We start from the raw sequence: 19,204 nt of genomic DNA, 5'->3' as shown, positions 1-19,204 counted from the left end.
CCTCTCCTCACATCCGCTGCCGACAGGCCACGCCTTGACGGCCGCAAGCGCGGCGTCATGCTTGCGGAAATCGGGGGCCATACTTAATGGTTGCTACGGCACCGTTCCTATTTCACCTCCGCCAGCGCCGCGAGAATCCGGGCCCAGGAACGGATGCCCTTCTGGAAGCTGCGGAGGTCGTACTTCTCGTTCGGCGAGTGGATGTTGTCGTCGTCGAGGCCGAAGCCGACGAGCAGCGAGTCGAGGCCGAGCGTGCGCTTGAAATCGGCGACGATCGGGATCGAGGCGCCCGAGCCCATCAGCACGGTCTGTTTGCCCCACTCCTCCGTCAACGCCTTGCTGGCCGCCGCAAGCGGCTTCATGTTCCAGTCGAGCGCCACCGCGGGCGCGGCGGAATGATCGCCGAACTCGACCTTGCAGTCGCCGGGAAGCCGCGCCGTCACGTAGTCGCGGAAGGCCTTGCGGATCTTTTGGGGATCCTGCCCCTCGACCAGCCGGAACGAGATTTTGGCTGAAGCGTGCGACGGGATCACCGTCTTGGAGCCTTCGCCGATATAGCCGCCCCAGATGCCATTGACGTCGCAGGTCGGGCGCGAGGAGGCCTGCTCGATCAGCAGCCGGCCCTTCTCGCCGGCGGGGATCGACAGGCCGATCGGCTTGAGGAACATCTCCGGCGTGAGATTGAGCTTCTTCCACTGCTCCAGGATATCAGGCGGCAGATCCTTCACGCCGTCATAGAAACCGGGGATGGTGATGCGGTTGTCGTCGTCGAACAGGCTGCCCAGAATTTTCGTCAGCACCCGGATCGGGTTCATCGCGCTGCCGCCGAACACGCCGGAATGCAGATCGCGATTGGCGGCGGTGATCTTCAGCTCTTCATAGAGAAGGCCGCGCAGCGACGTCGTGATCGCCGGCGTGTTGCGATCCCACATGCCGGTGTCGCAGACCAGCACGTAGTCCGCCTTGAACTCGTCCTTGTTGGCTTCGATGAAGGGGACGAAGTTCTTCGAGCCGACCTCCTCCTCGCCTTCGATCAGGAAGGTGACGTCGATCGGCAGCGATCCCGTGACCTTCTTCCAGGCGCGGCAGGCCTCGACGAAGGTCATGACCTGGCCCTTGTCGTCCTCGGCGCCGCGCGCGACGATGATCTTGCGGCCGTCGGCATGGTCGGCGACGACAGGCTCGAACGGCGGACGGTGCCAGAGATCGAGCGGATCGACCGGCTGCACATCATAGTGGCCGTAGAACAGCACGTGCGGCCGTCCGCCCGTCCCGATCTTGCCGACGACGGCGGGATGGCCCGCGGTCGGCCTCACTTCGGTCGCAACGCCGAGGCCCGCGAGGTCCTTGGCGAGATGCTCGGCCGCCGCCTTGCAATCCCCGGCAAAGGCCGGATCCGCGGAGATCGACTTGATCCGCAACAGCGAGAACAGACGCTCCAAGCTGTTGTCGAACTCCTCGTCGATGTGGTCGAGCACGGATTGAAGCTGCGCATTGGCCATTGTCGTATTCCCTGCTTTGGGTCTCGATAAATCGGGGGCTCAAGATGTCTGCGCTTTTAGTCCTGTCACAGCCTTGGGGCCAGCCGCAACCGGCGGATGGCGGATGTGCCAAGCGAGCGCACCGCCGATGATAGCGGTTGCCATCAAATTGTTGCCCCAGGCCTGGATGACATTTGGAAACCACGGCAGCGACAGCAGCATGAGGATGCCGGCAGCGCCGAGCGCGAGCCAGGTTCCCAGCCGCACATTGGCCCGCTCATCGAAGGCGGCGCGATGCATCAGCACCGTCATCGGGAAGAACAGCCACATGAAATAGTATTGCCGCGCCAAAGGCGATGCCACCGTCATCAGGCAGAACAGGATGGCGAGCTCCTCTGCATCCGAGCGCGCCGTTCGCCGCGCTTGCCGTGGCATCACCGCGAGGAAGCCGAGCCCGAGCAGCGCGGCGAGCGCCAGCACGATCCAGTTCGCCGTCGTGTAGTCGACGTCGATGACATTCATCGTGCGCGGCGGCTTGTTGGGATCCTCCTGATTGTAGTTGATCGGCCGGACCAGACGATGCGTCACGGCAATGAGGGACTGGTTGACCCACGACCAGTTCTGCTCGTCGCGCTGGCCAAAGCCCTTTTCCGAGCTCGATCCGACCATGGCCTGATACCAGGTCTTGAGCTCGGCGGCGTTGCGTTCGAAGCCGCGAATGGGCGCCGGCACGACATAGAGAAGGATGCCGGTGAAGGCGACCGTAGCGGCGACGGCCGCCCACTTTCGCCGCCAGACCAGGTAGGGCAGCACCGCGATCGGAAACACCTTGATGGCGGTGGCAAGCGCGAACATGAAGCCTGCAAGCCAGGAGCGCTGATGCTGCAAGCTCCAGAAGCCGTAGAGCATCATCGCCAGCAGGACGAGGTTCGGCTGGCCAAGATCGAACATGTCGAACACGAAAGTCACGGTGACCAGGGCCGGCAGCGCCTCCAGCCAAGGGCCGGGCCTGCGGCCAGAACCGGTCATGGCATTGGAAAACATCCCCGTGTACCACCACGCCACGACGTTCAGGATCGACAGCACGGTGTAGAGCGCAATCTTGCCGAACCAGCTCGGGATCGCCAGCAGGATCGCCGGCAGCGGTGGATAGATGAACTCGAAATACGCACCGATGTCGCCGGGATAGAGCGGCCCACCGCTGAGGACCTGCTGTCCGGCCCAGTACCAAAGCCCATAGTCCTTGGTCTTGCCATGACCGAATATCTCGGGACCGAGGACGTCCGCGGTCAGGATGAAGCAGCAGAGCAGGAAGAGCAGGTCGAGCGGCGCACGCAACGACAGGGCTCGCAGTGCGCCGCGGTTGGCGAAAGGTTCAGTTGAGGTCACGGTGGGGTCCAGTCAGGGGCCATAGCACCTAGCAGACCAACGGACGCTTGGAGAGTCCTGTTCACCCGAATTTGTACCCGTCGCGCCCAAGCGGCGGGTTTGCGAACGAATTGCCTCAAACAGGGCTTTGCTGCCTACCGACGCAGCAGCCCGCCGAGCGCGCCGCGGACGAGCGTACGGCCGACCGAGCCACCGAGCCGGCCGGCAACCGACTTGCCGACATTGGCCGCCATTCCCCCGATCACCTGGTTTGTGACCGATCGCGTGACGTCGCGCGCGATGACCTGCCCCGTCGACAGGCGGCCGCGCTTGACGTTGGTGCCGAAGATGGTGCCGACGATCGAGCCGATCTGGCCGAGGATGCCGCCGGCTCCTCCGCCGGCCGTACCGGCATCGGCAGTTGCAGCCGTGCCGGCAATGCGCTTCTGAAGCATCTCGTAGGCGGACTCTTCATCGACGGCGGTGTCGTATTTGCCCTTCACTGGGCTCGCATCCATGATCGCCTTGCGTTCGTCCGGCGTGATCGGTCCGATGCGGGCTGATGGCGGCCGGATCATCACCCGCTCGACCATCGTCGGCGTACCGTTGCCTTCGAGGAAGGAGACCAGCGCCTCGCCCTTGCCAAGCTCCATGATCACCTTGGCGGTGTCGAGCTTCGGGTTGGGCCGGAAGGTCTGGGCCGCGGCGGCGACCGCCTTCTGGTCGCGCGGGGTGAAGGCGCGCAGTGCATGCTGCACACGGTTGCCCAATTGCCCGAGCACGCGGTCGGGCACGTCGACCGGGTTTTGCGTCACGAAATAGACGCCGACGCCCTTGGATCGGATCAAACGCACCACCTGCTCGATCTTGTCCATCAACGCCTTCGGCGCGTCGTTGAACAACAGATGCGCCTCGTCGAAGAAGAACACCAGCTTCGGCTTCGGCAGATCGCCGGCCTCGGGCAGCACCTCGAACAATTCCGACAGCATCCACAGCAGGAATGTCGCGTAAAGCCGCGGGCTCTGCATCAGTTTGTCGGCGACGAGGATGTTGACCATGCCGCGGCCGTCGCGGTCGGTCTTCATGAAGTCCTTCAGCGTCAGCGCCGGCTCGCCGAAGAATTTGGTGCCGCCCTGATTCTCCAGCACCAGGAGCTGGCGCTGGATGGTGCCTACGGTGGCCTTGGTGACGTTGCCAAAACCCTGGGCCGCCTTCTTGATGTCGGCAAGCGCACCTTCCTCGGCATCCGCCCCCTTCTTGCCGGCATCCGGCACGATGGCGTCGAGCAGCGCGCGCAGATCCTTCATGTCGATGAGGGTCAGCCCATTGTCGTCGGCGACGCGGAAGGCGACGTTGAGCACGCCTTCCTGCACATCGTTCAGGTCGAGCATGCGCGCGAGCAGAAGCGGCCCCATTTCCGTGACGGTCGCCCGCACCGGATGGCCTTGTTCGCCGAACACGTCCCAGAACACCGTCGAGAACTGGTCGGGTTGAAACGTCAGCCCCATCTCGGTGGCACGCTTGACGATGAAATCCTTGGCCTCGCCGACTTCGGAGATGCCGGAGAGATCACCCTTGATATCGGCGGCAAACACCGGAACTCCGGCGCGCGCAAATCCTTCTGCCATGACTTGCAGCGACACCGTCTTGCCGGTTCCGGTTGCACCGGTGACGAGGCCGTGGCGATTAGCGAGCGCCAGTGTCAGCCATGCCTGCTCGTCTCCCTTGCCGACGAAGATCTTGTCGTCGGTGTCACCGAGCTTGCTGTCCTGTGCCGTCATTTATTCTCTCTGATCTTTCTGCGGAATTTCGCGTATCGAAACTCGCGCGCTCCAGTACAGTAGTTTAACGCATGTCGTACACCGATTGAAACCGTTCCACGCGACCTTGACATGCGACATTGTCGGAGAACGCGCGAATGACATCCGCCGAAAGTCGAAGCGACGCGTTCGCACTGCGGCAATTGCTCAATGATTTCGTCTCCGCTCTTGCATCGCTGCAACACTTCTCGTGCGTTCGAGAGTGAATCGCGAGGTCGCGTGCGTTCATCGCTTGTATTTCACATCGCCCCGGCTCAAGATCATTTTTCGAAAGTAATACTCCGGCGTGCAAACCGGCTGAGGGCGGGCGTTATGGACGAGTTGATCGGGCGGCTGGCGACAAACGCCAGCATAGATAGTGCTGTGGCTGAAAAGACCGTCGGCATTATCCTGGGCTTCCTCCGCAGCGAAGGTCCTTCCGATAGCGTCCAGGCCCTGATCGACCAGATTCCAGGTGCAGAAGCGGTGATCGAAGCGTCCACGACCGGCGGCGGACTGTCGCGGCTGATGGGCGGTGGCCTGATGGCCGTCGGCACGCGCCTGATGAGCCTGGGACTCGGCATGTCCGATATTCAAACCATCGCCCGTGAACTTTTCCGCTACGGCCGAGACAAAATCGGAGCGGATCGGATGGGCAAGATCATCGCAGGGACGCCGGGTCTCGGCCAGTTCGCCTGAGCTTTTCATATCGAGTATCATGACATATCCGATCTCAGAGATTGAGGGCCTGCCGGCCTTTGCCGCCAACAAGTTGAAGGCGCAAGGAATCCGCACGACCGACGCGCTGCTCGAGGCGGCCTCGACCGTGAAGGGCCGCAAGGCCCTTTCCGCCAGGACCGGCATCAGCGAGCAGCAGTTGCTGGAATGGGCCAACGTCTCCGACTACATGCGCATCCCCGGCATGGGCCGGGCCAAGGTCGGCCTCGTCCGCGCCGCCGGCGTTACCACCGTGCGCGAGCTTGCCTATCGCAACCCGGCAAGGCTCGCCCAGAGCATGCGGGAAACCAACGAGAAGAAGAAGCTCGTCCGCATCCTGCCCTCGGAAAAATCGGTCGGCGACATCATCGCCAAGGCGAAGAAGCTCGCGCCGAAGATCACGTATTAGCTTAGGCGCGAGCCGTGCGGTGCATAGCACCGCGCGGGGAGCCTCGATCGAAGAACGGCCACGCTGCGAGAGCGGGGCCGTCGCCCTTCGAGGAGGGCCGCTAAAGAAGCGGCCACCTCCAGCGACAACGGCTTTGCCGTTGCGCGGGGGGGACGGTGAAGGAGTGGCGCGGGGGTGACCGATGGGCACGCGTAGCAATCAATCCCGTCTTGACTCCCCCTCCCCGACCGCGCAAATCCAGCCACATGAACGCCTCGCCCTCCCCTTCCGTCCCGCCGGCCGGCTCGGCCGGGCCTGACGTGCTGCGGACGCTGCTGGAACGGTCCATCCCGGCGGTGATGGGCGTGCTCAACGTCACTCCGGATTCCTTCTCCGACGGCGGCGAATTCATCGTACCCGACCAGGCACTTGCGCGGGCGCGGGAGATGATTGAGGCCGGAGTCGACATCATCGACATCGGCGCCGAGTCCACCCGGCCCTACACGGGCGTCCGGCCGGTGACGGCGGACGACGAGCTCGCCCGGCTTGAGCCGGTGCTGGCCGAAGTGGTGGCGCTCGGCGTTCCCGTGTCGATCGACAGCATGAAAGCAGAGGTGGTGGCCTTTGCGCTCGACCAGGGCGCTGCAATCGCCAACGACGTCTGGGGCCTGCAACGCGACGCCGGCATGGCGCCGCTCATCGCCGCGAGAGGCGTCCCCGTCATTGTCATGCACAACCGCGACAGCGCCGATCCCGCCATCGACATCATCGCGGATATGAAGGGGTTCTTTCAGCGCTCGCTGGACATCGCCGCCAAGGCCGGCATCGCGCGCGAGAAAATCGTGCTCGATCCCGGCATCGGCTTCGGCAAGACGGCCGAGCAGAGCATGATAGCTCTGGCACGGCTGCGTGAATTCGACATGTTTGGGCTGCCGATCCTGGTTGGTGCCTCGCGCAAGCGCTTCATCGCCTCGGTGTCGCCGTCGGAGCCGTCGGCGCGTCTCGCCGGCTCGATCGCGGCGCACCTCATCGCCGCGCAGCGCGGCGCCAAAATCATCCGCACCCACGACGTCGCCGAGACCTTGCAGGCCCTGCGGGTGGCGCACGCAATCGAGAGCAAGCAATGACCGATACGATCTTCGTCACCGGCCTGTCGATCCACGCCCGCCACGGCGTGATGGATCACGAGACCCAAGTCGGCCAGCGTTTTGTCATTGATCTCGAACTCTATACCGACCTGTCGGAGCCATCGCGCAGCGACCGGCTCGCCGATACGGTGTCCTATGCCGAAGTCGTGGCGACCACGACGGCGGCGTTCAAGAACACCAATTACAAGCTTTTGGAGCGCGCGGCCGGCGCGGTCGCCGACGCCATCCTGTCGCACTTCCCGCGCATCCGCGCCGTGAAGATCACCGTGCACAAGCCGCATGCGCCGATCGCTGCGATCTTCGACGACGTCGGCATCATGCTGACGCGCTCGCGGCATCCCTGACATGGGAAACGTGCTGATCGCACTCGGCGGCAATGTCGGCGATGTCCGCGCGACGTTCCAGAAGGCGATCGCCCATATCTGCGGCATGGCGCAGGGCGTGCTGATCGCGCGCTCGTCGGACTACGCGACGCCGCCCTGGGGCGACGAGGACCAGGCCCCCTTCATCAATGCCTGCATCGAAATCGAGACCGGCCTCGATCCGCACGCGCTGCTGTTCGTGCTACAAAGGGTCGAGCAGAAATTCGGCCGCACACGAGACAAGGAGCGGCGTTGGGGCCCCCGCACGCTCGATCTCGACATGATCGCCTATGACGATGTCAGCTTGCAGAAGCCCGACCTGAGCTTGCCGCATCCGCGCCTGTTCGAGCGCGCTTTCGTGCTGGTGCCGCTCGCCGAAATCGCGCCCGACCGCGTGATCGCAGGCATTCGTGTGCGTGACGGGCTCGCCAGCGTCTCGACGCAAGGCATTGAGCGGCTTCCGGATACCGGTTAACCAAAAACAACCGTTTGCAGGGCCGGCCGGCCGTGGCAATTTCGCCTGCGAACAACAAGATTTTGGGAGCCCTTCGCCGCATGACCACCGTGACTGACGACCTGCCGCTGGCGGCGGATTTCCCCAAGGCCACGGTCGAAGACTGGCGCAAGCTGGTCGACGGCGTGCTGAAGGGCGCGCCGTTCGAGAAGCTGGTCGGCAAGACCTATGACGGCCTCAAGATCGATCCGCTCTATCCGCGCGCCACGGGCGTTGCGCCCGTGGTGGGACGGCCGGCGGCTGCGCCCTGGCAGATCATGCAGCGGATCGACCATCCCGATGCGGCGCTCGCGAATGCGCAGGCACTGACCGATCTCGAAAATGGCGCGACGGGTCTGGCGCTGGTGTTCGCCGGCGGTATTGGCGCTTACGGTTTCGGCCTGGAACCTTCGGCCGATGCGGTTTCAAAAGTGTTGAAGGACATTCATCTTGATGCCGGCATCGGCATCGAGCTCCAGATCGGCCCGCAATCGCGGATGGCGGCGATCCATGTCGCGGAATATGTGAAGAACGGGGGTCTCGATCCCGCGGCCTGCAACATCCGCTTTGGGCTCGATCCACTCTCGGCCGGCGCGGTGTGGGGTCACAGCCCCTACACGTGGGACGAGATCGTTCCGGCCGTGACCGGCGCAATCAAGGGTCTCGCCGCGCTCGGCTTCAAGGGACCGTTTGCTTCGGCCGACGGGCGCGTGATCCACGATGCCGGTGGCACCGAGGTTCAGGAACTCGCCTTCGTGCTCGCCTGCGGCGTAGCGTATTTGCGCGCGATCGAAGGCGCCGGCATTCCACTGGAGCAGGCGCAGGGCATGGTCTATGCGCGGCTGGCCGCCGACGCCGACCAGTTCCTGACCATGGCAAAATTCCGCGCCTTGCGGCTGCTGTGGGCGCGCATCGAGACGGCGTGCGGCCTGGCACCAAAGCCGCTGTTCATTGCCGCCGATACCGCCTGGCGCATGCTGACGCAGCGCGACCCTTACGTGAACATGCTGCGCGCGACCATCGCGACGTTCGCGGCGGGGCTCGCCGGCGCCAATGCGATCACGGTGCTGCCACATACGCTGGCGCTGGGGCTGCCCGACCCGTTCGCGCGGCGCGTGGCGCGCAACACGCAGCTTCTGCTGCTGGAAGAAAGCAACCTCGCCAAGGTCAGCGATCCCGCGGCCGGCGCAGGCGGCATCGAGACGTTGACCGCGCAGCTGTGCGAAGCGGCCTGGGCGCTGTTCCAGGAGAGCGAGAAGGCCGGCGGCGCCTTTGCCGCGCTTCAGCAAGGCGTGTTCCAGAGCAAGGTCGCGGCTGCGCGAAAAGCGCGCGACGCCAACATCGCAAAGCGCCGCGGGGTGCTGACCGGCGCCAGCGAGTTTCCGAACCTGCATGAGAGCGAGACGGCGGTGCTGACGGCGACGCCGGTCGCGCTGGCACCCTACGGCGAGCAGACATACAAGTTCGATGCTCTGCCGCCGATCCGGCTGGCGGAACCGTTCGAGGCGCTGCGCGACAAATCCGATGCGGCGTTGAAGGCACGCGGCGCGCGGCCAAAAGTGTTTCTGGCCAATCTCGGCACGCCTGCCGATTTCACCGCACGCGCAACCTTCGCAAAAAGCTTCTTCGAGGCCGGCGGCATTTTGGCCGTCGACAGCGAGGGATTTGCCGATCCAGCCACGCTCGTAGCCGCCTTCAAAGCCTCGGGCGCGGAACTCGCATGCCTTTGTTCCAGCGACAAGGTCTATGCCGGCCAGGCGGAAGCTGCCGCACAGGCCCTGCAAACCGCCGGCGCGCGACATATCTATCTGGCAGGCCGTCCGACCGATGCCGAGGCGGCACTCCGTGCGGCCGGCGTCACGGGCTTTGTCTTCGCCGGAGGCGATGCGCTTGCGACACTGCAAGACGCCTACCGACGGATGGAGCAGGCATGACCGAAACCAGCAAACCCGTTCTCACCGGCGGCTGCCAATGCGGCGCGGTGCGCTTTGCAGTGACCACCGCGCCGAACCGCGTCTCGATCTGCCACTGCCGGATGTGCCAGAAGGCCAGCGGCGCGCCGTTCGCCTCCTTCGCCGACATCAACCGGACGGACTTCGCCTGGACCAAGGGCCAGCCGTCGTTCTTCCGCTCCTCCTCGATCGCCGATCGCGGCTATTGCGCCGCCTGCGGCACGCCGCTGAGCTTTGGCCGCATCGGCGGCGACCGGATCGAGATCATGACCGGCGCCTTCGATCGTCCTGACCAAATCGTGCCAACACGGCAGTTTGGCACGGAGTCCCGTCTCGGCTGGGTGGTCGGAATCTCCAACCTGCCGAGCCAGACCACGCAGCAGAATTACGGACCGGAGAAGATGGCGACCATCGTCAGCCATCAGCATCCGGACCATGATTGAGCGCCAATGATATGGTTGAAACCATGAGCCGCATTCCCAATTTCGCCGACGTCGCCTTCGAGCGGGCCGCCACCGCCGCAACTGCCGGCAGCGCCGAGCCATGGCTGACGCCCGAGGGCATTCTGGTGAAGCCCGCCTATGGCGAGGCCGATGTCGCCGGCCTGGACTTCCTCGAGACCTATCCGGGCATCGCGCCTTATCTGCGCGGCCCCTACCCGACCATGTATGTCAACCAGCCCTGGACGGTCAGGCAATATGCCGGCTTCTCCACGGCCGAGGATTCCAACGCGTTCTACCGCCGCAACCTCGCGGCCGGACAGAAGGGCCTCTCGGTCGCATTCGATCTCGCCACCCATCGCGGCTATGACAGCGATCATCCGCGCGTCGGCGGCGACGTCGGCATGGCCGGCGTCGCGATCGATTCCATCTACGACATGCGCACGCTGTTTGCAGGGATTCCGCTCGACCAGATGAGCGTGTCCATGACCATGAACGGCGCGGTGCTGCCGATCCTCGCGCTGTTCGTCGCGGCCGCAGGCGAACAGGGCGTGGCGCCGGAAAAACTGTCGGGCACCATTCAGAACGACATTCTGAAAGAGTTCATGGTGCGCAACACCTACATCTATCCGCCCGCGCCCTCGATGCGGATCATCTCCGACATTTTTGCGTACACCTCGCAAAAAATGCCGAAGTACAATTCCATCTCCATTTCCGGCTATCACATGCAGGAAGCCGGCGCGACGCAGGACCTCGAACTCGCCTATACGCTGGCCGACGGCGTCGAATATTTGCGTGCCGGTCTTGCCGCCGGCCTCGATGTCGACCGCTTCGCGCCGCGCCTGTCGTTCTTCTGGGCAATCGGCATGAACTTCTTCATGGAAGTCGCCAAGATGCGCGCGGCGCGCTTGCTCTGGGCGAAGCTGCTCAAGCCGTTCAACCCCAGGGATCCGCGCTCGCTGTCGCTGCGCACGCATTGCCAGACCTCGGGCTGGTCGCTGACGGCACAGGACGTCTTCAACAACGTGATGCGCACGACTGTGGAGGCGATGGCGGCGACCCAGGGCCACACCCAGTCGCTGCACACCAACGCGCTCGACGAGGCGCTCGCCTTGCCGACCGACTTCTCAGCGCGCATCGCCCGCAACACCCAGCTCTTCCTCCAGCAGGAGAGCGGCACCACCCGCATCATCGATCCCTGGGGCGGCTCGTATTATGTCGAGCGTCTCACCCGCGACCTCGCGGCGAAGGCCTGGAGCCACATCCAGGAGGTCGAGGAGCTCGGTGGCATGGCCAAGGCGATCGAGGCCGGCGTGCCGAAACTGCGCATCGAGGAGGCCTCGGCCAAGACCCAGGCCCGGATCGATGCCGGCAAGCAGGCGGTGATCGGCGTCAACAAGTACAAGCCGACCGACGAAGCTCCCCTCGACATCCTCAAGGTCGACAACACCAATGTCCGCCGCCTCCAGATCGACAAGCTGACGCGCCTGAAATCCGAGCGCAATCAGAAGGACGTCGATGCGGCGCTTGCCGCGCTGACGCGCTCGGCCGGCGAAGGCAATGGCAATCTGCTCGCGCTCGCGATCGACGCGGCACGGGCGAAAGCGACCGTCGGCGAGATTTCGGACGCGATGGAAAAGGTGTTCGGCCGGCACCGCGCCGAGATCAAGTCCATCACCGGCGTCTACAAGCGGGAGGCGTCCAGCATGGGTAACCGGGTCGAGAAGGTTCAGGCGCTGATCGACGCCTTCGAGGAGGCGGAAGGCCGCCGCCCGCGCATCCTGGTCGCCAAGATCGGCCAGGACGGCCATGACCGCGGCCAGAAGGTGATTGCGTCCGCGTTCGCCGACATCGGCTTCGATGTCGACATCGGGCCGCTGTTTGCCACGGCGGACGAAGCTGCCCGCCAGGCGGTCGAGAACGACGTGCACATCCTCGGCGTCTCTTCCCTCGCCGCCGCCCACCTCACCGCGGTGCCCGAGCTGAAGGCCGCGCTGAAGAAGCAGGGCCGCGACGACATCATGATCATCGTCGGCGGCGTGGTGCCGCCGCAGGATTACGACGCGCTCTATGCGGCCGGCGCCGAAGCGATCTTTCCGCCCGGCACCGTCATCGCAGATGCGGCCGAGGAGCTGATCCGCAAGCTGAATGCGCGGCTCGGGCATAGCGAGGCGGCGGAGTAGATGATAGACTGGCCGTGTAACCGGCCAGGTTGTGACATGACGCGCGACGAAATCATCGCTGCGATACGCGAGAACGCCGATGCCATCAAAGGCAAGGGCGTGTCGAAGCTCGCCCTCTTCGGTTCTCTGGCTCGCGACGATTATCGTCCGGACAGCGACATCGATGTCCTGGTTGAGATCGAGCCGGACACCTCCTTTTCGCTGCTCAACCTGATCGATGTCGAGCACATCATCAAGGATGCGACCGGCTTGCAGGCGCAGGCAACCGTCCGCCGCTCTATTGCGCCCCGCTTTGCACAGCGCATCGCAAACGACATCCTCGAAATATTCTGACGCTCGTACGGGAGCACCACTCTTGAAGTTCATGACAAGATTGAGCGTCGCAATGGCGCTCAGCGTAACTTGCGCGATGTCCGCCTATGCCGCCCCCCAACCCGACGCCCTCATCAAAAACAAGAGCATCGAGGCGCGCGTCTTCCTCGACGACGGGATCAAAGCGGATGCGGTGCTGGCAGCGGATTGTCTGGCTGAGGGCAAGAAGTGGCTCGACAAGAACGCACGCGAAGCTGCGGCCTCGCGCAAGCAGGATCCGCAGTACTTCAAGGACGGCGGCTGGGATTTTGAGCGCAAATATGCGATCCGCTCTGTCGTCGCCGACCGCTATGTCAGTGTCCTGCGCAGCGACTACATGGACACCCATGGCGCCCATCCCAATTCGGACGTGAACACGATCCTGTGGGACAAGACGGACGGCAAGCGCATCTCGATCCGCCCGTTCTTCACCGAGACCGCCGACAACGGCCAGACCATGAAGGCGATGGCGAAGGCCGTGATCGCCTCGCTCAAAATCGAGAAGAAGAAGCGCGATACCAGCGACACCGCGACCGACGAGTGGTTCAAGGAGCTCGCACCGAGCCTGCTCAAGATCGGCGCGGTGACGCTCGCGTCGTCGACGGAACCGGGCAAGAGCTCAGGCCTCACCTTCCACTACCCGCCCTATGCGGTCGGCCCCTACGCCGAGGGCCAATATGTCGCGTTCGTGCCGTGGGAAATGCTGAAGCCTTACCTCACTCCCGAGGGCACGCGCATCTTCGGCGGCGCGCGGCCTAAAGATGAGGAGGAGCCGCAGTGACCATCGTTTGAGCAGCGCAACGTTGCTCACAGCGCGCTGGTAGCGCTATCTTGCAGCGGCGCAGCAAAGCCGACTAGAATGCCGCCATTGACAAGAGCGCCCGGTATCACGGGCGCCGCTGGGAGGCATTGATGTCCAAGATTACACGCCGCACCTTTGTGGCCTCAACTGCGGCCGCTGCCGCATCCGCCGCATTCGGCCTCACACCCGCATTCGCACAAGCCTATCCGGCGCGGCCGGTCACCGTGATCGTGCCCTGGGGCGCGGGCGGCGGCACCGATGCGACTGCGCGTATTGTCGCAGCGATTCTGGAAAAGGATCTCGGCCAACCCTTCAACGTGGTCAACCGCACCGGCGGCTCCGGCGTGGTCGGCCATACCGCGATCGCGACCGCCCAGCCGGACGGCTACACCATCGGCATGCTCACGGTCGAAATCTCGATGATGCACTGGCAGGGGCTGACTGAGCTGGCACCGAGGAGCTACACCCCACTGGCGCTGATGAATGAAGATCCCCCCGGCATCCAGGTCTCCTCCTCCTCGCCCTACAAGACGGTGAAGGACCTCGCCGAAGCCATCAAGGCGGCGCCTCCCGGCAAGTTCAAGGCGTCGGGCACCGGCCAGGGCGGCATCTGGCATCTCGCGCTGGTCGGCTGGATGCAGGCGATGGGCCTGCCCGCCAACCAGGTCGCCTGGGTGCCGTCGAACGGCGCGGCGCCTGCGATGCAGGATCTCGCCGCCGGCGGCCTCGACCTCACCACCTGTTCGGTGCCGGAAGCGCGCGCCATCATCGAGGCGGGCAAGGCCAGGAGCCTCGCCATCATGGCACCGGCGCGTAACCCGATCTTCCCCGACGTGCCGACGCTGAAGGAGGCGATGGGCATCGATTATGCGACCGGCGCCTGGCGCGGCATCGGCGCGCCCAAAAACCTGCCGCCGGAGCTCGCAATGAAGCTCACCGCGGCGCTGAAGAAGGTCTACGACTCCGCCGAGTTCAAGGATTTCATGAGCAACCGCGGCTTCGGCACGGTATGGGGCGACGGCAAGGAGTTCGGCAGCTTCATGGACAAGGGCGACGCCCAGATGGGCACCGCGATGAAGGCCGCGGGCCTGAGCAAGGCGTGATCCGCAGCTAGTCACTGGAATGATTTCGGGACTGCACGCTCTGCTCGCCTCTCCCCGCTCGCGGGGAGAGGAAGAATACCTCGCATAGGATTCTCGTCATGCGCCTTCCCGACTCCGTCACGGGATCGTTCCTCGTCGTGCTCGGCGCGGCTGCGGCTTATGGCGGCTGGCTGCTGCCGCCGGTACCGGGGCAGCCGGTCGGCCCCAACGTATTTCCGCTCGTGATCGGCATCGGGCTCGCGCTGTGCGGGCTCGCGATCGTCTTCGGCATCGGCCATTCCTTCGAGGAGCAGGAAGAGCTGATCCCGATCGAGGACGGCCAGGTGGCGGCGGCGCCGCCGCCGCAGGGCAAGCTCTACGGCCTGCGCGCTTTGCTGCCGCCGGCCTTGCTGCTGTTCTATGTGGTCGCGGCCGACCGGCTCGGCTTCATCATCACCGCGGCAATCATGGTCTACGTGACCTCGACCACGCTGGGCGCCAAGTGGAAGCTGGCGCTGCCGCTCGCCGCGTTGTCGCCGTTCGCCATCCACCTCATCTTCGGCAAGCTGCTGCGCGTGCCGCTTCCTGCCGGCCTGCTGCCGACGCCCTGGTGATCCCATGCTCAAGACCCTCGTTGAAGCGTTCGCGCTGATCTCCACCTGGGAGGTCATCATCGCGATGTTCGCAGCCTCCGTGTACGGCCTCGTCATCGGCTCGCTGCCGGGCCTGTCTGCAACGATGGCGACCGCCCTACTCGTCCCCGTCACCTTCTATCTCTCGCCGATCGCTGCGATCGCGACCATCGTCGCGGCCTCCTCGATGGCGATCTTCTCCGGCGACATTCCGGGCGCGCTGCTGCGCATTCCCGGCACACCCGCCTCGGCCGCCTATGCCGACGAAGCCTACGCCATGACGCGGAAGGGCCAGGCCGAGCTTGCGCTCGGCGCCGGCGTCTGGTTCTCGGCCGTCGGCGGCATCGCCGGCGTGCTGTCGCTGATGATTTTGGCGCCGCCGCTCGCCGAGATCGCGCTGTCGTTCTCGACCTTCGAATATTTCTGGCTGGCGCTGCTCGGCCTGATGTGCGCCACTTTGGTCGCGCGCTCCTCGCCCGTAAAGGCGATCGCGGGCATGTTCCTCGGCCTGCTGGTCTCGTGCATCGGGATCGAGAATCCCGGCGGCGTGCCGCGCTTCACCTTCGGCATCACCGACCTGTTCGGCGGCATCGAGCCGATCCCGGCGCTGGTCGGCGTTTTCGCGGTGGCGCAGGTGATGCGCGCGATGCTGACGCCCGAGCCGCCGCCGCTGCCGCGCCGCAAATTCGGAAGCATCATGGCCGGCCAGTGGAAGCTGACGAAGCAATACCATTGGCAGATGACGCGTGGAAACATCGTCGGCATCATCATCGGCGTGCTGCCCGGCGCCGGCGCCGACATGGCCGCCTGGGTGTCCTATGCGATGTCGAAGCGCTTCTCCAAGGAGCCGGAGAAATTCGGCACCGGCCATGTCGAGGGCCTGGTCGAAGCCGGAGCCAGCAACAATGCCAGCATCGCCTCGGGCTGGGTGCCGTCGCTGCTGTTCGGCATTCCCGGCGACACCATCGCCGCGATCGCGATCGGCGTGCTCTACATGAAGGGCCTCAATCCGGGTCCGACGCTGTTCACCGAAAAGGCGTCGAGCATGTACGCAATCTACCTGATGTTCATCATCGCGAACATTTTGATGATCCCGCTCGGCATCGCCATGATCCGCGTCGCGGCCTACATCCTGCTGGCGCCGCGCTCCACCGTGATGCCGATCATCATGCTGTGCTGCGCGGTCGGCTCGTTCGCGATCGGCAACAACATGTTCGGCGTCGTCACCGTCGCAGCCTTCGGCGTGATCGGCTACGTGATGGAGGCCAACGGCTATCCGGTGGCCGCGATGGTGCTCGGCATCGTCATGGGCACCATGGTCGAGCAGGCCTTTGTCACTTCGCTGATCAAGTCGGACGGCAGCATTTTGCCGTTCTTCGAGCGCCCCGTCTCCGCGATCCTCGCCGCCATGGCGATCGGCGCCCTGCTCTGGCCGGTGATGGTGTGGGTGTGGCGCAAGGTGAAACCGGTGCAGACGGCGGCGGCAACGATTCGGTGATATCGGGCGAGCGGCCCTCGCCTGCCTTCCTGGGCCTTTGATCAGGCCTGCCGACGCTGGGCCGGCCGGCGGCCTTGTGCTAGTATTTCGCCATGACCGAGGTCGCAGACATTCCGCTCCAGACGCTTGTCGGGAAGCTTAGAGAGCTGGCGCCCGCCCTGAGGGCTGCGGGCGTTACCAGACTGTACCTGTTTGGGTCTCGCGCGCGTGGCGACGCACGACCCGATAGCGACCTTGACGTTCTGATCGAGACGACCTCACGGGGGGAATCGCCGCGGTTCGACTACTTCAATGTTCTGCATTTGATCGAGGACCATCTCGGACTTCAGGCGCAAATATCGATGCGGGACCTGCTGAAGCCGCGCATGGCTGAGCGCATCGCAGATGATCTGGTCGAGGTCTTCTGAATGCCGCCGACCGTGGAAGACCGGCTGCGAGATATTCTGGAGGCTATCACCGACATCGAAACGGTCGTGAAGGGCTTCACGTTCGATCAATTCATCTCTGAAAAAACCGCCCGGCTGGCAATCGAACGTCTTCTCGAGATCATCTGCGAAGCGTCGAGATCCATCCCAGAGGATGTAAAGCAAGCCGAGCCGGGGATCGACTGGCGCAAAATGATCGATTTCGGAAACTTGCTGCGTCATGCCTACCACATGACGAAAGCCGAGATCGTTTGGGACGTCATCCACATCCACCTTCCGCCATTGAAATCGTGCGCTGAACGACACATTCGCATGTCGGGCCGGTAATGGCTGGACGCGAAGACAAACGATGACCAGTAGCAAATCCGTCGACATCCAATCCCTCGCCCGTGACCTCCGCGCCGGCAGCCGCGCGGCGCTGGCGCGGGCCATCACGCTGGTCGAGAGCCGGCGCGGCGATCACCAGGCGGCTGCCCGCGAGCTGGTGCAGATGCTGCTGCCTGATACGGGCAAGGCGGTCCGCGTCGGCATCACCGGCTCGCCCGGCGTCGGCAAATCCACCACCATCGACGCGCTCGGCACCCATCTGATCGAACAGGGCCACAAGGTCGCGGTGCTCGCGGTCGATCCATCCTCGGCGCGCAGCGGCGGCTCGATCCTCGGCGACAAGACGCGGATGGCGCGGCTGTCGGCCTCCGACGACGCCTTCATCCGCCCCTCGCCGTCCTCGGGCACGCTCGGCGGCGTCGCTGCGAAAACCCGCGAGGCAATGCTCTTGTGCGAGGCGGCCGGCTTCGACGTTGTCCTGGTCGAAACCGTCGGCATCGGCCAGTCCGAGACCGCGGTCTGCGACATGACCGATTTCTTCCTCGCGCTGATGCTGCCGGGCGGCGGCGACGAATTGCAGGGCATCAAGAAAGGCCTGGTCGAGCTCGCCGACATGATCGCGATCAACAAGGCCGACGGCGACAATCTCAAGCGCGCCAACATCACCGCCGCGGACTATCGCGGCGCGCTGCATATCCTCACCCCCCGCTCCGAACACTGGCATCCGCCGGTCGAGACCTATTCGGCGCTGACTGGCGATGGCATCGCAAAGCTCTGGCAGAAGATCCTCGATCACCGCAAGGCGATGAACGCGTCCGGCGATTTCGCCGCGCGGCGGCGCGAGCAGCAGGTGAAGTGGATGTGGTCGATGCTGGAGCAGCGCATGCTGGCCCGGCTCCGCACAGAAGCGTCGGTGCGCAGCAAGGTAAAGAAGGTCGAGGCCGAGGTGGCCGATGGGCATCTCACCCCGGCGCTCGCCGCCGAGCAGATTTTGGAGCTGCTGAAATGAGCGACAAGCTCCGCATTCTCCTCACCGGCTTCGGGCCCTTCCCCGGCGCGCCCTACAACCCGACGCAGCCGCTGGTGGCACGGCTGACGCGGCTGCGGCGCCCGGCATTCGACGACGTCGAGATGTCCAGCCACATCTTCCCGGTCACCTATGCCGCGGTCGATCGGCAATTGCCTGATGTGCTCGCGAAGGAGAAGCCGGATGCGCTGCTGATGTTCGGCCTCGCCGCGCGCACGCCTTACCTGCGCATCGAGACCCGCGCGCGCAATGCCGTCACCATGCTCTGGCCCGATGCCGCCAACACCCGCTCGAGCAAGCGCGGCATCGCCGGCCATGCGGACGCGATGACGTTCGGCTCCCACACCGCAAGGCTGCTGCGCGCGGCGCGCCTCACCGGCATCGATGCGCGCCCCTCGCGCGATGCCGGCGCCTATCTCTGCAACTATCTGAGCTGGCGCGCGATCGAGAACGTGAAGGCGGGCGGGCCGCGGCTGGCGGCGTTCATCCATATTCCGCTGCTCGCGCGCGGTGGCGCGCCAAGACGCAAGGGCGCGGCCCGGATCACGCTGGAGGAACTGGTGGATGCCGGGGAAGCGATGCTGATGGAGATGGTGGCGTTGGCAAGGAAGTGCCGGAACACGCGGGCTTCGTAGCAACCATTAAGTATGGCCCCCGATTTCCGCAAGCATGACGCCGCGCTTGCGGCCGTCAAGGCGTGGCCTGTCGGCAGCGGATGTGAGGAGAGGC

20 protein-coding genes are annotated in these 19,204 nt (G+C 64.7%); 17 read left to right on the top strand and 3 right to left on the bottom strand.

From position 1 onward, the window contains the following. Window positions 1-107: 107 nt before the first annotated feature. The 3 genes from IVA80_RS18485 to IVA80_RS18475 form a co-directional block, all read right to left on the bottom strand. Window positions 108-1,502: a M20/M25/M40 family metallo-hydrolase gene (locus IVA80_RS18485; protein ID WP_247433186.1), complete on the bottom strand. Its 1,395-nt coding sequence runs from the start codon at window positions 1,500-1,502 to the stop codon at window positions 108-110. Between the two features lie 39 nt (window positions 1,503-1,541). Next, window positions 1,542-2,870 carry a glycosyltransferase family 87 protein gene (locus IVA80_RS18480; protein WP_247433184.1) on the bottom strand — a complete coding sequence of 443 codons (1,329 nt, stop codon included), beginning with the start codon at window positions 2,868-2,870 and terminating at the stop codon, window positions 1,542-1,544. 134 nt (window positions 2,871-3,004) lie between these two features. After that, on the bottom strand, window positions 3,005-4,630 hold the full coding sequence (locus tag IVA80_RS18475; protein ID WP_247433181.1) for a helicase HerA-like domain-containing protein: 1,626 nt from the start codon (window positions 4,628-4,630) through the stop codon (window positions 3,005-3,007). A gap of 351 nt (window positions 4,631-4,981) precedes the next feature. Between IVA80_RS18475 and IVA80_RS18470 the strand changes: the two genes are divergently transcribed. The 17 genes from IVA80_RS18470 to IVA80_RS18390 all read left to right on the top strand — a co-directional run bounded on the left by IVA80_RS18470 (window position 4,982) and on the right by IVA80_RS18390 (window position 19,110). Then, a complete protein-coding gene (locus tag IVA80_RS18470) occupies window positions 4,982-5,347 on the top strand; it encodes a DUF2267 domain-containing protein (protein ID WP_247433178.1) in 366 nt (121 codons plus the stop codon). 19 nt (window positions 5,348-5,366) lie between these two features. Then, complete coding sequence (locus IVA80_RS18465) at window positions 5,367-5,774, top strand: DUF4332 domain-containing protein (RefSeq protein WP_247433175.1); 408 nt, start codon at window positions 5,367-5,369, stop codon at window positions 5,772-5,774. Window positions 5,775-6,019: 245 nt separating this feature from the next. Beyond that, window positions 6,020-6,880: a dihydropteroate synthase gene (gene folP, locus IVA80_RS18460; RefSeq protein WP_247433171.1), complete on the top strand. Its 861-nt coding sequence runs from the start codon at window positions 6,020-6,022 to the stop codon at window positions 6,878-6,880. Further along, complete coding sequence (gene folB / locus IVA80_RS18455; RefSeq protein ID WP_247433168.1) at window positions 6,877-7,245, top strand: dihydroneopterin aldolase; 369 nt, start codon at window positions 6,877-6,879, stop codon at window positions 7,243-7,245. Before folP ends, folB begins: the two co-directional genes overlap by 4 nt. Window position 7,246: 1 nt before the next feature. After that, complete coding sequence (folK, locus tag IVA80_RS18450; protein WP_247433165.1) at window positions 7,247-7,738, top strand: 2-amino-4-hydroxy-6-hydroxymethyldihydropteridine diphosphokinase; 492 nt, start codon at window positions 7,247-7,249, stop codon at window positions 7,736-7,738. Window positions 7,739-7,818: 80 nt separating this feature from the next. Further along, on the top strand, window positions 7,819-9,690 hold the full coding sequence (locus IVA80_RS18445; protein ID WP_247433162.1) for a methylmalonyl-CoA mutase subunit beta: 1,872 nt from the start codon (window positions 7,819-7,821) through the stop codon (window positions 9,688-9,690). Then, a complete protein-coding gene (locus IVA80_RS18440) occupies window positions 9,687-10,151 on the top strand; it encodes a GFA family protein (RefSeq protein WP_247433159.1) in 465 nt (154 codons plus the stop codon). Before IVA80_RS18445 ends, IVA80_RS18440 begins: the two co-directional genes overlap by 4 nt. Before the next feature lie 23 nt (window positions 10,152-10,174). Next, entirely contained in the window at window positions 10,175-12,331 is a 2,157-nt protein-coding gene (scpA, locus tag IVA80_RS18435) for a methylmalonyl-CoA mutase (protein WP_247433156.1), read from the top strand. Between the two features lie 36 nt (window positions 12,332-12,367). Beyond that, window positions 12,368-12,664 (top strand): nucleotidyltransferase domain-containing protein, encoded by a 297-nt coding sequence (locus IVA80_RS18430; protein ID WP_247433152.1) that lies wholly within the window; start codon window positions 12,368-12,370, stop codon window positions 12,662-12,664. 52 nt (window positions 12,665-12,716) lie between these two features. Further along, window positions 12,717-13,463 carry an RsiV family protein gene (locus IVA80_RS18425; protein WP_247433189.1) on the top strand — a complete coding sequence of 249 codons (747 nt, stop codon included), beginning with the start codon at window positions 12,717-12,719 and terminating at the stop codon, window positions 13,461-13,463. A 131-nt stretch (window positions 13,464-13,594) separates the two neighbouring features. Then, window positions 13,595-14,587: a tripartite tricarboxylate transporter substrate binding protein gene (locus IVA80_RS18420; RefSeq protein ID WP_247433149.1), complete on the top strand. Its 993-nt coding sequence runs from the start codon at window positions 13,595-13,597 to the stop codon at window positions 14,585-14,587. 98 nt (window positions 14,588-14,685) lie between these two features. Then, window positions 14,686-15,180 (top strand): tripartite tricarboxylate transporter TctB family protein, encoded by a 495-nt coding sequence (locus tag IVA80_RS18415; protein ID WP_247433146.1) that lies wholly within the window; start codon window positions 14,686-14,688, stop codon window positions 15,178-15,180. A gap of 4 nt (window positions 15,181-15,184) precedes the next feature. After that, window positions 15,185-16,696: a tripartite tricarboxylate transporter permease gene (locus IVA80_RS18410; protein ID WP_247433144.1), complete on the top strand. Its 1,512-nt coding sequence runs from the start codon at window positions 15,185-15,187 to the stop codon at window positions 16,694-16,696. 92 nt (window positions 16,697-16,788) lie between these two features. After that, entirely contained in the window at window positions 16,789-17,103 is a 315-nt protein-coding gene (locus tag IVA80_RS18405; RefSeq protein WP_247433140.1) for a nucleotidyltransferase domain-containing protein, read from the top strand. Next, window positions 17,104-17,448, top strand: a complete 345-nt coding sequence (locus tag IVA80_RS18400) for a HepT-like ribonuclease domain-containing protein (protein ID WP_247433136.1) — start codon at window positions 17,104-17,106, stop codon at window positions 17,446-17,448. It abuts the gene before it with no gap. A 22-nt stretch (window positions 17,449-17,470) separates the two neighbouring features. Next, window positions 17,471-18,457, top strand: a complete 987-nt coding sequence (gene meaB, locus IVA80_RS18395; RefSeq protein ID WP_247433133.1) for a methylmalonyl Co-A mutase-associated GTPase MeaB — start codon at window positions 17,471-17,473, stop codon at window positions 18,455-18,457. Then, complete coding sequence (locus tag IVA80_RS18390) at window positions 18,454-19,110, top strand: pyroglutamyl-peptidase I (protein WP_247433130.1); 657 nt, start codon at window positions 18,454-18,456, stop codon at window positions 19,108-19,110. Before meaB ends, IVA80_RS18390 begins: the two co-directional genes overlap by 4 nt. Window positions 19,111-19,204: the final 94 nt, after the last annotated feature.

This window comes from Bradyrhizobium sp. 139 (assembly GCF_023074175.1).
GTDB lineage: Bacteria > Pseudomonadota > Alphaproteobacteria > Rhizobiales > Xanthobacteraceae > Bradyrhizobium.
The sequence above is the reverse complement of the archived record's forward strand: the minus strand, read 5'-3'. Positions and strand labels throughout refer to the sequence as shown.

Bases quoted from the DNA above. Each gene is read 5' to 3' on its own strand.
- IVA80_RS18485 (WP_247433186.1), bottom strand. From the start codon at position 1,502: ATGGCCAATGCGCAGCTTCAATCCGTGCTCGACCACATCGACGAGGAG.
- IVA80_RS18475 (WP_247433181.1), bottom strand. From the start codon at position 4,630: ATGACGGCACAGGACAGCAAGCTCGGTGACACCGACGACAAGATCTTC.
- IVA80_RS18470 (WP_247433178.1), top strand. From the start codon at position 4,982: ATGGACGAGTTGATCGGGCGGCTGGCGACAAACGCCAGCATAGATAGT.
- IVA80_RS18465 (WP_247433175.1), top strand. From the start codon at position 5,367: ATGACATATCCGATCTCAGAGATTGAGGGCCTGCCGGCCTTTGCCGCC.
- folP (WP_247433171.1), top strand. From the start codon at position 6,020: ATGAACGCCTCGCCCTCCCCTTCCGTCCCGCCGGCCGGCTCGGCCGGG.
- folB (WP_247433168.1), top strand. From the start codon at position 6,877: ATGACCGATACGATCTTCGTCACCGGCCTGTCGATCCACGCCCGCCAC.
- folK (WP_247433165.1), top strand. From the start codon at position 7,247: ATGGGAAACGTGCTGATCGCACTCGGCGGCAATGTCGGCGATGTCCGC.
- IVA80_RS18445 (WP_247433162.1), top strand. From the start codon at position 7,819: ATGACCACCGTGACTGACGACCTGCCGCTGGCGGCGGATTTCCCCAAG.
- IVA80_RS18440 (WP_247433159.1), top strand. From the start codon at position 9,687: ATGACCGAAACCAGCAAACCCGTTCTCACCGGCGGCTGCCAATGCGGC.
- scpA (WP_247433156.1), top strand. From the start codon at position 10,175: ATGAGCCGCATTCCCAATTTCGCCGACGTCGCCTTCGAGCGGGCCGCC.
- IVA80_RS18430 (WP_247433152.1), top strand. From the start codon at position 12,368: ATGACGCGCGACGAAATCATCGCTGCGATACGCGAGAACGCCGATGCC.
- IVA80_RS18425 (WP_247433189.1), top strand. From the start codon at position 12,717: ATGGCGCTCAGCGTAACTTGCGCGATGTCCGCCTATGCCGCCCCCCAA.
- IVA80_RS18420 (WP_247433149.1), top strand. From the start codon at position 13,595: ATGTCCAAGATTACACGCCGCACCTTTGTGGCCTCAACTGCGGCCGCT.
- IVA80_RS18415 (WP_247433146.1), top strand. From the start codon at position 14,686: ATGCGCCTTCCCGACTCCGTCACGGGATCGTTCCTCGTCGTGCTCGGC.
- IVA80_RS18410 (WP_247433144.1), top strand. From the start codon at position 15,185: ATGCTCAAGACCCTCGTTGAAGCGTTCGCGCTGATCTCCACCTGGGAG.
- IVA80_RS18405 (WP_247433140.1), top strand. From the start codon at position 16,789: ATGACCGAGGTCGCAGACATTCCGCTCCAGACGCTTGTCGGGAAGCTT.
- IVA80_RS18400 (WP_247433136.1), top strand. From the start codon at position 17,104: ATGCCGCCGACCGTGGAAGACCGGCTGCGAGATATTCTGGAGGCTATC.
- meaB (WP_247433133.1), top strand. From the start codon at position 17,471: ATGACCAGTAGCAAATCCGTCGACATCCAATCCCTCGCCCGTGACCTC.
- IVA80_RS18390 (WP_247433130.1), top strand. From the start codon at position 18,454: ATGAGCGACAAGCTCCGCATTCTCCTCACCGGCTTCGGGCCCTTCCCC.